The sequence below is a fragment of the Micromonospora noduli genome (assembly GCF_003264365.1).
Taxonomy (GTDB): Bacteria; Actinomycetota; Actinomycetes; order Mycobacteriales; family Micromonosporaceae; genus Micromonospora; species Micromonospora noduli.
This window is the reverse complement of sequence record NZ_PYAK01000064.1, coordinates 22,757-30,891: the sequence shown is the minus strand read 5'-3', so window position 1 is coordinate 30,891 and position 8,135 is coordinate 22,757. Positions and strand designations below refer to the sequence as shown.

At 73.7% G+C, this 8,135-nt stretch carries 7 protein-coding genes; 3 read left to right on the top strand and 4 right to left on the bottom strand.

The features are described 5' to 3' along the window. Positions 1–2,254, bottom strand: a 2,254-nt coding sequence (locus GUI43_RS29120; protein ID WP_112700225.1) for a helicase-associated domain-containing protein, incomplete at its 3' end; no start/stop codon positions are given. A gap of 83 nt (positions 2,255–2,337) precedes the next feature. Here GUI43_RS29120 and GUI43_RS29115 point away from each other — a divergent pair. Both GUI43_RS29115 and GUI43_RS29110 read left to right on the top strand, forming a co-directional pair. Continuing rightward, positions 2,338–2,961: an HAD family hydrolase gene (locus GUI43_RS29115; protein WP_091395288.1), complete on the top strand. Its 624-nt coding sequence runs from the start codon at positions 2,338–2,340 to the stop codon at positions 2,959–2,961. Between the two features lie 27 nt (positions 2,962–2,988). Next, on the top strand, positions 2,989–3,375 hold the full coding sequence (locus tag GUI43_RS29110; RefSeq protein WP_074316242.1) for a cold-shock protein: 387 nt from the start codon (positions 2,989–2,991) through the stop codon (positions 3,373–3,375). Here GUI43_RS29110 and GUI43_RS29105 read toward each other — a convergent pair. Next, positions 3,336–4,184: a 1,4-dihydroxy-6-naphtoate synthase gene (locus tag GUI43_RS29105; RefSeq protein ID WP_112700224.1), complete on the bottom strand. Its 849-nt coding sequence runs from the start codon at positions 4,182–4,184 to the stop codon at positions 3,336–3,338. The genes GUI43_RS29110 and GUI43_RS29105 overlap by 40 nt on opposite strands. 720 nt (positions 4,185–4,904) lie before the next feature. Between GUI43_RS29105 and GUI43_RS29100 the strand changes: the two genes are divergently transcribed. Beyond that, positions 4,905–5,774 (top strand): helix-turn-helix domain-containing protein, encoded by an 870-nt coding sequence (locus GUI43_RS29100; RefSeq protein ID WP_112700223.1) that lies wholly within the window; start codon positions 4,905–4,907, stop codon positions 5,772–5,774. Positions 5,775–5,818: 44 nt separating this feature from the next. Here GUI43_RS29100 and GUI43_RS29095 read toward each other — a convergent pair whose 3' ends face one another. After that, positions 5,819–6,469 (bottom strand): futalosine hydrolase, encoded by a 651-nt coding sequence (locus GUI43_RS29095; protein WP_112700222.1) that lies wholly within the window; start codon positions 6,467–6,469, stop codon positions 5,819–5,821. After that, positions 6,466–8,067 (bottom strand): MFS transporter, encoded by a 1,602-nt coding sequence (locus tag GUI43_RS29090; RefSeq protein WP_112581832.1) that lies wholly within the window; start codon positions 8,065–8,067, stop codon positions 6,466–6,468. The genes GUI43_RS29095 and GUI43_RS29090 overlap by 4 nt, the downstream gene beginning before the upstream one ends. Between the last annotated feature and the right edge of the window lie 68 nt (positions 8,068–8,135).

The following is an 8,135-nucleotide window of genomic DNA, read 5'->3' as shown; positions in this document are numbered from 1 at the left end:
CGCCGCCCAGCCCCGGCGCACCGCCGCGCACCACCGCCGGTGCCCGTCGGGCCGCCCGCGCCGCCGCGTCGCCTCGCCGGATGTGCTCCACCACGCCGAGCAGCCGGGGCATGGGCAGCTTCGGGGCGGCCAGCGGGTCGATCGTCCGGGTGGTCACCGACACCCTGGGCGGGGCCCGCCGGATCCGCGGCCGGGCCAGCACCGTGCTGCCGGTGCCGTCCTCCTGCACCGGGGCGTACCCCGCGTCGCGCAGAGCGCCCAGCAGCCGACCAACCTGGTACTGCGTACACAGCACCGTCGGCGCGAGCCGGCGCAGCGCCAGCGACTCCAGCCGCCGGTCGGCCAACACCTCGCTGATCAGCGTCTCGTCGTCGCTGCGCAGGTACGCCCCAGCCAGGCCGACCCGCAGCCCGCCGTGCTTACGGGCCACGTCGTCGATCAGGTAGGTGAGCCCCTGCGGCACCGGGGTACGTGACCGGCGCCGGAACACGTCGTGCAGATCGTCGGCCGTGTAGCCGGAATCCAGGGCCCGCCGCACACTCGCCGTGGTGACCCGGTGCACGCTGGCCCCGCCGGCCGACTCCAGCTCGGTCATCGCCTCCAACTCGACGGCGAGCGCCGGCTCGGGTGGGCCGGGCACCACCACGGTCAGGTCGGCCTGCACCAGGAAATGGTCGACAGGTGCGGGCAGCAGGGCGTCCAGCGCCCGAGCGGCACTGGACGGGTCGCCGCTCTCGACATCGGCGTGCACGCCCAGCGGGTCGTCACCCCGCTCGTTGGTCGACGTCAGGTCCCCCAGCAGCAGCCGACCGTACGAGGTGAGCGCCCCCAGCCCCGTCACGCCCAGCTGTGCGGCCTCGGCCAGCACCTCCCGGTGGGCGGCGTCCCGGCCCCGGCTGCGACGCGGAGCCCGCCAGTCCAGCAGCTCCTGCACCTCCTCCGGGGTGGGTGCCGTCGCCGGCTCCAGATCGGCGAGTACGCCGAGCACCGCCCGTCGGGTGGCCGGCACGCTGGCCCGCTCGGCCTCGGAGGAGAGCACGGTGATCGGCCGGTCCCGGTCGTCACGGCGGCCCACCAGCCCCACCTGCCGGGTCATGGTCAGCCACGCTCGGGCGAGCTGCTCCCACCGTTGGGCCAGCGAGGCGGCCCGCCACACCTCGTACCCGCCGGTCGGCAGCACCTGCTGATCCGCCCCGTACCGACCGGTGGTCGCACCGGGCATCTCCAGCTCACCGAGGAGCCCCGCCGCGTACGCCACCTCCAGCAGCAGCGCTGTGGTCGGTTCGTCCAGCCCGGCGGTACGCGCCAACCGGCGCAGGTCCCGTACACCGATGCCACCCGAACGCAGCACCGGCGCGGGCTCGTCGGCGAGCTGCTCCAGCAGCCCCTCGGTGTGCCGGACCACCTCCAAGGTCTGCCCGGCCCCGGCCGAGTCGACCGCCTTCGGCTCGCGAGGCGCGGTGGCCACCGGCGGTGGGCTGGTGCGCAGGGGCCCGAGGGGGCCGCTGTCGCGGCGCAGCAGGAGGCCGACCTCGCGGGGCAGCTCCACCGTTCCGCTGGCCGTGGACGAACCGGTCGTCACCGGGACCAACAACCGGTTGTCGACGAGCCACCGCACCGGGGAGCCGGTCGGGGCGCCCCCGTTGGTCGGGTCGGACAGGACCGGGTCCTCCGCGCCGAGCGGCGGCGCCTGCAATGCCCCGGGCGGCACGCTGCCCACCGGCGGGCCGGCCGCCAACCGGTCCAGGATCGCCCGGGCCGAGGGCGGGGCGGCGAGCACCGTCCGTCGGAGCTTCGACGGGTCCGCGCAGAGCGCGGCCGTGCGCGGGTCCAGCTCCGCGGCCGGTCGGCCGAGCCCTGCGGGGTACGGGGAGACCTCGTCGACGGCGGGCAGCACCTGGAGCGCGTGCTCCGGGCCGTACAGCAGGAAGAGCGCACGTAGTCGGCCCACGGCGGCCCGGACGGCCGTCGGAGCCGGCGGTTGCGGCCCGGCGGTCGCCATCGCGAGCACGGTGTCGGTGGCCGTGGTGGCGTCGTCCGGATTCCGGGTGAGGCGGGCGGCGTCGAGGATCTGGAGGGTGAACTGGTCCAGACCGTCCAGCGCGCGGGCCACGGAGACCCGGGACTGGGCCCGGATGGCCAGGGCGGAGACGTCGGCCGGCACGGGCACGACGAGGTCGGGCCGCAGCTGGAGGAGCGCGGCCAGTGACTCGTCGGGCAGCGACCGCAGGTGGTCGGCGAGTGAGGTGGTCATCGTCTTTCCACGCTAGCCCGGTACCGGGCTTCCGCGCCCCTCGGACGTCCGGTCGACTGGGAGTAGCCGGTACGTTTCTCGACATGCCCGCACTGACCGTCGGATTCGACCTCGACATGACCCTGGTGGACTCCCGCCCCGGCATCGCCGCGGCGTACCGGGCGCTGACCGCGAGGACCGGTGTGCCGGTCGACGCCGAACTGGCGGTGTCCCGGCTCGGGCCGCCGCTGCGTACCGAGATCGCGCACTGGTTCCCACCGGAGCAGGTGGAGTCGGCGGTGCGGGTGTATCGCGAGCTCTACCCGGCGTACGCGATCACCCCGACGCTTCTGCTGCCCGGTGCGCGGGAGGCCATCGACGCGATTCGTGCGCGGGGTGGCCGGGTGCTTGTCGTCACGTCCAAGATCGGCCGGCTGGCCCGGTTGCACCTGGACCACCTCGGTCTCACGGTCGACGAGTTGGCCGGCGACCTGTTCGCCGAGCAGAAGGCGACCGCTCTGCGGGAACACGGCGCGACCCACTACGTCGGTGACCATGTCGCGGACATGGTGGCGGCGGCAGCGGCCGGGGTGCCCGGCATCGGTGTGGCGACCGGCCCTTGCTCCTCCGACGAGCTGCGTGCGGCCGGCGCGGAAGTGGTGCTGGACGAGCTCACCGAATTCCCAGCGGCGCTCGACGGGATGATCCAGCTAGCCTTGGAGCAGTAGCGGCTCAAGTGAAGCAGGGGTTTTCAGGTGCCTACGGGTCGAGTGAAGTGGTACGACACGGCCAAGGGATACGGCTTCGTCACGAGTGACGAGGGCGGCGACGTGTTCCTGCCCAAGGGGGCGCTGCCGGCGGGTGTCACCGACCTCAAGGGTGGCCAGCGGGTCGACTTCAGCGTGGTGGACAGCCGCCGGGGCGCGCAGGCCATGGGGGTCAAGCTGCTGGACGCGCCGCCGTCGATGGCAGAGCTGCGCCGTCGGCCGGCCGAGGAGCTGCACGGCCTGGTCGAAGACATGATCAAGGTGCTGGAGGCGAAGGTCCAGCCGGACCTGCGCCGGGGTCGGTACCCGGACAAGAAGGCCGCGCAGAAGATCGCTCAGCTGGTCCACGCGGTGGCCCGCGAGCTGGAGGTCTGAGGCACCAGGCCGGCGGTGGCGGCCCGGTCGAGCAGTGCCGCCACCGCGGCGAAACCGGCCTCGCCCAGGTCTGCGGTGAACTCGTTGACGTAGAGGCCGATGTGCCGGTCGACCACGTCGAGCTCCATCTCCTGGGCGTGCGCCAGCACGTACTCCCGGCTGGCCGCCGGGTCCGCCCAGGCCTGCCGGACCGACTCGCGGATCCAGCCGGCCGCGGCCTCCGGGTCGACCACCCCGCGCCGGGCCAGGATCGCGCCGAGGGGGATGGGTAGGCCCGTATCGGCCTCCCACCATTCGCCGAGGTCGACCAGGGCGCTCAGGCCGTGTCGGTGGTAGGTGAACCGTGCCTCGTGGATGACCAACCCAGCGTCGTAGCGTCCAGCCGCCACGCCCGGCATGATCTCGTGGAACGGAACCACCTCGATCCGGGCCGGCGGCCGCCCAGCCGACCAGAGCCGGAACAGAAGGTACGCGGTCGTCCGGTCTCCCGGCACCGCCACCGTGGCACCGGTCAGGTCGGTCCGGTCCGGCCCGCCGTCACGGTCGCCCCGGGTGAGCACCAGCGGACCGCAGCCGCGACCGAGGGCGCCGCCACAGGGCAGCAGGTGGTAGTCGTCGAGCAGCCAGGGCAGCGCCGCGAAGCTCACCTTCACCAGGTCGAACGCGCCCCGCTCGGCCGCCGTGTTGGTGACGTCCACGTCGGCGTACGTCACCTCGACCGGCGGCGCGCCGGGCACCCGCCCGTGCACCAGCGCGTGGAAGACGAACGTGTCGTTGGGGCAGGGCGAGATCGCCAGGGAGAGCGCCACACCGTCACGGTAGCCCCGCCCTCCGCCCGGGGCCCGCGCCCACCCCCGCGACTGTGATCCGCGACCGTGACGTGCGGCTGTGACCCGGGGCTGTGGTCTGCAGCTGTGGTCTGCGTCGGAGCGTGGCGGCGGCACGAACTGCGGTGGACGCCGCCGGGCGGAACAACGCGTGAAAACGACCGGCCCAGCAGGGTCGAGCACCCACCCCAGTCTCCCTTTGGAGCTGATGTCGTAAACGAATCGCCCAGAGTCGGTGACCGTTGTCCGGAGCTCGGGCCAAAGGTGCGAGCTCGAAGGCCAGGAACCCAGGCCCAGGCCCAGGCCAAATCCAGGGCCATTCCCAGACCCAGACTTAGATCCACACCCAGATCCGGGGCCAGGGCCAGATCCGGGGCCGGAGCCGGGGCCAGGGCCGGGGTCGGGGCCGGGGCCGGGGTCGGGGTCGGGGCCAAGGGTCGGGGTCGGGGTCGGGGTCGGGGTCAGGGCCATGGCCGGGGTCGGGGTCGGGGCCGGGGTCGGGGTCAGGGCCATGGCCGGGGTCGGGGCCGGGGGCCGGGCGATCTTGCCCGGGCCCCGAGAGGGTGGTGATGCCGCAAACGATTCAGCTCCAAAGGACTCGCGGGAGTAGGTCATCCACCGGTCGGCGGGGTTGTCCACAGCGTTATCCACAGCTCGGCGCAGGGTGTTGATAGCTCGCTGACCAGCCGGGAACATCGGCCTGTGACCGAGGCGAGTGACCACACCGACGAGGCCAGCGGAGCCGATCTCGGGCAGGCGCTCCGTGCGCTGCGTCGGCGGGCCGATCTGAGTCAGCGGCAGTTGGCCGAGAAATCCGGGGCGCCGCAGTCGACGCTGGCCCGGATCGAGTCGGGGCGAGCGCTCGATCCCCGATTCCGGACAGTGGAACGCCTCGTCCAGGCGGCGGGTGGGACGTTGGCCATTGGCGTCCCACCAACCATCTCCGGCGTCACCGAACCCGCGCCGGTTCCGCATGACGACATGCGGGACGAGGCGGGCCGCCGATACCCGGCTCATCTGGACGTCTGGCCGGTCCACGAACCTCGGGACTGGCCCGGTGCCTGGTGGGCGGAGTGGTACCGGTTGCCGCCCGAGCGGTACCCGCTCCCGTTGCCACCGGCCGCGTACGAGCTGAACCGGCGCTATCGCGACAATCGGCGGTGGGCTGCCGAGGTCCGGCGGACTGCGCAGGTGCGCCGCGTGATCAGTAGCGACCTGCCGGCCACCTGCTGGCGATACGTCGCCGAGCTTCCCGACGGCACGTTGGCCGGTGAGCTGCGGGCGCATGAAAGGAGCCCGTTCCTGGAGTACGGGGAGTGGCATCCGGACATGCCGGAGCGGGAGGTGGTGCTCGACGGCGTGCTTGTCGACGCCCGGTACCGGCGGTTGGGGCTCGGGCGTCGGCTGGTCACCGCGCTGCTGACCGCGATGCGCGAGGCGGGTATCGACGACGCGGCCGCTATCGCCGAGGGATCCGGCACCGACCTGCTGCTGGCCTGCGGCTTCGAGATCGAGGCACGCCGCCCAACCGCACTGCGCCTGGGCCACCCGGGCAAACGCTGCTTCTCCTGAACGTCCGCCGGGTCAGCGCAGCGCCGGGTCAGCGCAGCGCCGGGTCAGCGCAGCGCCGGGGCTGCTGCGGTCAGGGCGGCCAGGGCCTCGCGCAGCCGCCAGGCTTCCCGGTCGCGGGGGCCGATCGGGTTGGAGATGGTGCGCAGTTCGGCGAACGGCACCCCGGCCTGCGCCGCGGCGACCGCAACGCCGTACCCCTCCATGGCTTCGGCGACCGCTTCCGGATGCCTCCGGCGCAGCTCGTCGGTGCTGGCCGTGGAGCCGGTGACGGTGCTGACCGTGAGCACCGGGCCGGCCGTGGCCGTCGGGAGGGCGGCTCGCAGTGCCGCCAACAGACCCGGGTCCGCCGGCACCCTGCTGCCCGCACCGAGCAGCGCGGGCGGCATGCCCAGCTCGTCGACCGGGATGAAGCCGTCGGGCGACTCCGCGCCCAGGTCCGCGGCGATGCTGGCGGTGCCCAGCACCGTGTCGCCGACCTCGGCCCGCCCGGTGAAGCCGCCGGCCACGCCGGCGCTGACGACCGCACGGTACGGGCGGCCGGCAGCCTCGGCCAGCGCCAGCAGCCGGGCGGTGGCGGCACCGGCGACCGCCGGGCCCACACCGATCGGGGTGACGGTCACGGTGGGGTCGGTCAGCCCGGCGCGGACCGCGTCCGCCTCGGCTGGAACCGCCGTCACCACCAGCAGACCGGTCACGAGAGTGAGCCGGGGGACTCGCGGCGGGTCTCGTCGTCGACCCCGCCACCCGGGCCGCCAACGGCCGACGACGGGCGGTAGATGTGGTAGCCCGGCGGGGCGGGGCTCGGGTCGTCGTACTGCGGTGAGCTGGTCTGGACCGGCGCCGGTGAGGTTGGTGTGGGGTCCCCGGGTTCGTCCGCCGGCTCGTCCTCGGTCAGCTCGTCGTCACCGAGCGGTCGGCCGGCCAGCTTCTCGCCGCGCAGCCGGGCGGCGGCCAGCACACCCCGGGTCGCGGCCAGCACGCCGACGCCGGCGGCCACGGCGATGCCCATCCGACCATCGAACGGCACCAGCCCGAGCCCGCCGCCGGCGACGAAGGCGAGCATCAGCACCGTCTCGGAGTGGGCGAAGGAGCTGGCCCGCAACCGTTCCGGGATGCGTTCCTGGATCGAGGCGTCCACCGCCAGCTTCGCCACCCCGCTGGCCAGCGCGGCGACCAGGCAGAGCAGGGCGACCATCAGCAGCGAGAACTGGATGACGGCGAGCACCGCCACCCCGGCCACGATGATCATGCTGCTGGACTGGATGGCGGTCGGCCGGTGGATGCGCAGTCGGGTGCCGATGGCGGTGGCCAGGAAGGTGCCTACCGCGAGCGCACCGCCGACGACGCCCAACGCCCACTCGGCGCCCAGATCCCGGCCGAACACCACAGTGGTGAGGTCGCCCTTCTTGATCGCGAAGGCGAGGAAGAGCAGCAGGAAGCCGTAGAGCGCGCGTAGCGTTGCGGCGCCGATCAGGGTGGCGATCACCAGCCGGCCGGACGGTCGGCCCCGACCCAGCGGCCGGTCGCCACGGCGGCGGCCCAGCGCGCGCAGTGGCCGGGGGACGCGCTCCGGTGGCTCCGAGTCGGCCTTCGGCGGCAGCCGCAACGAGATCACCATGCCGACCAGGAAGATCAAGGACGCGACCCTCAGCGGCCACTGCGGCCCGAACCAGAACGCGGCCAACCCGATCGGGGCCACCAGCGCACCCGCGACAGTGCCGTAGACGCTGGCCCGGGCACCCACCTGGGACAGGCCGAGGCCCTCCGGCAGCAACCGGGGCACCGCCGCGGAGCGGGCCACGCCGTACGCCCGCGAGAGCGCGAGCACCCCGAACGCGGCCGGGTAGAGCCCGAAGCCGTGGATGTAGTCGGAGATCAACCAGGCCAGAAAGGCGCGGCCGAGCATCGTCGCGGCCAGGGCGTACCGCCGGCCGTGCCGGAAGTGATCCAGCAGCGGGCCCACCACCGGGGCGAGCATCGCGAACGGCACCATGGTCACCAGCAGGTAGAGCGCCACCTTGCTGCGGGCCTCGCCGAGCGGCACGTTGAAGAAGATCGTGCCGGCCAGACCGATGGCGATCAGGGTGTCGCCGGCACAGGAGAGCGCGTGCAGGTCGAACAGGCGAACCATGCCGACCTCGCCGCCGGCACCCCGGGCCCGGGCCCGCCCGGCCCGGCGGGTCACCCAGCGGCCGCTGCCCACCGAACCGCGAAACAGCAGACGGACGGCGCGAATGCCGGTGCCGACGGTCCGCCCGAGGACGGAACGCCCGGAGCGGGAGTACGACGGCATGTGCACCATCCTCGCCCATCTGATCCGGGTACGCCGCACCACCGCTGGGAAAGGTTCCCCGGGAGTCC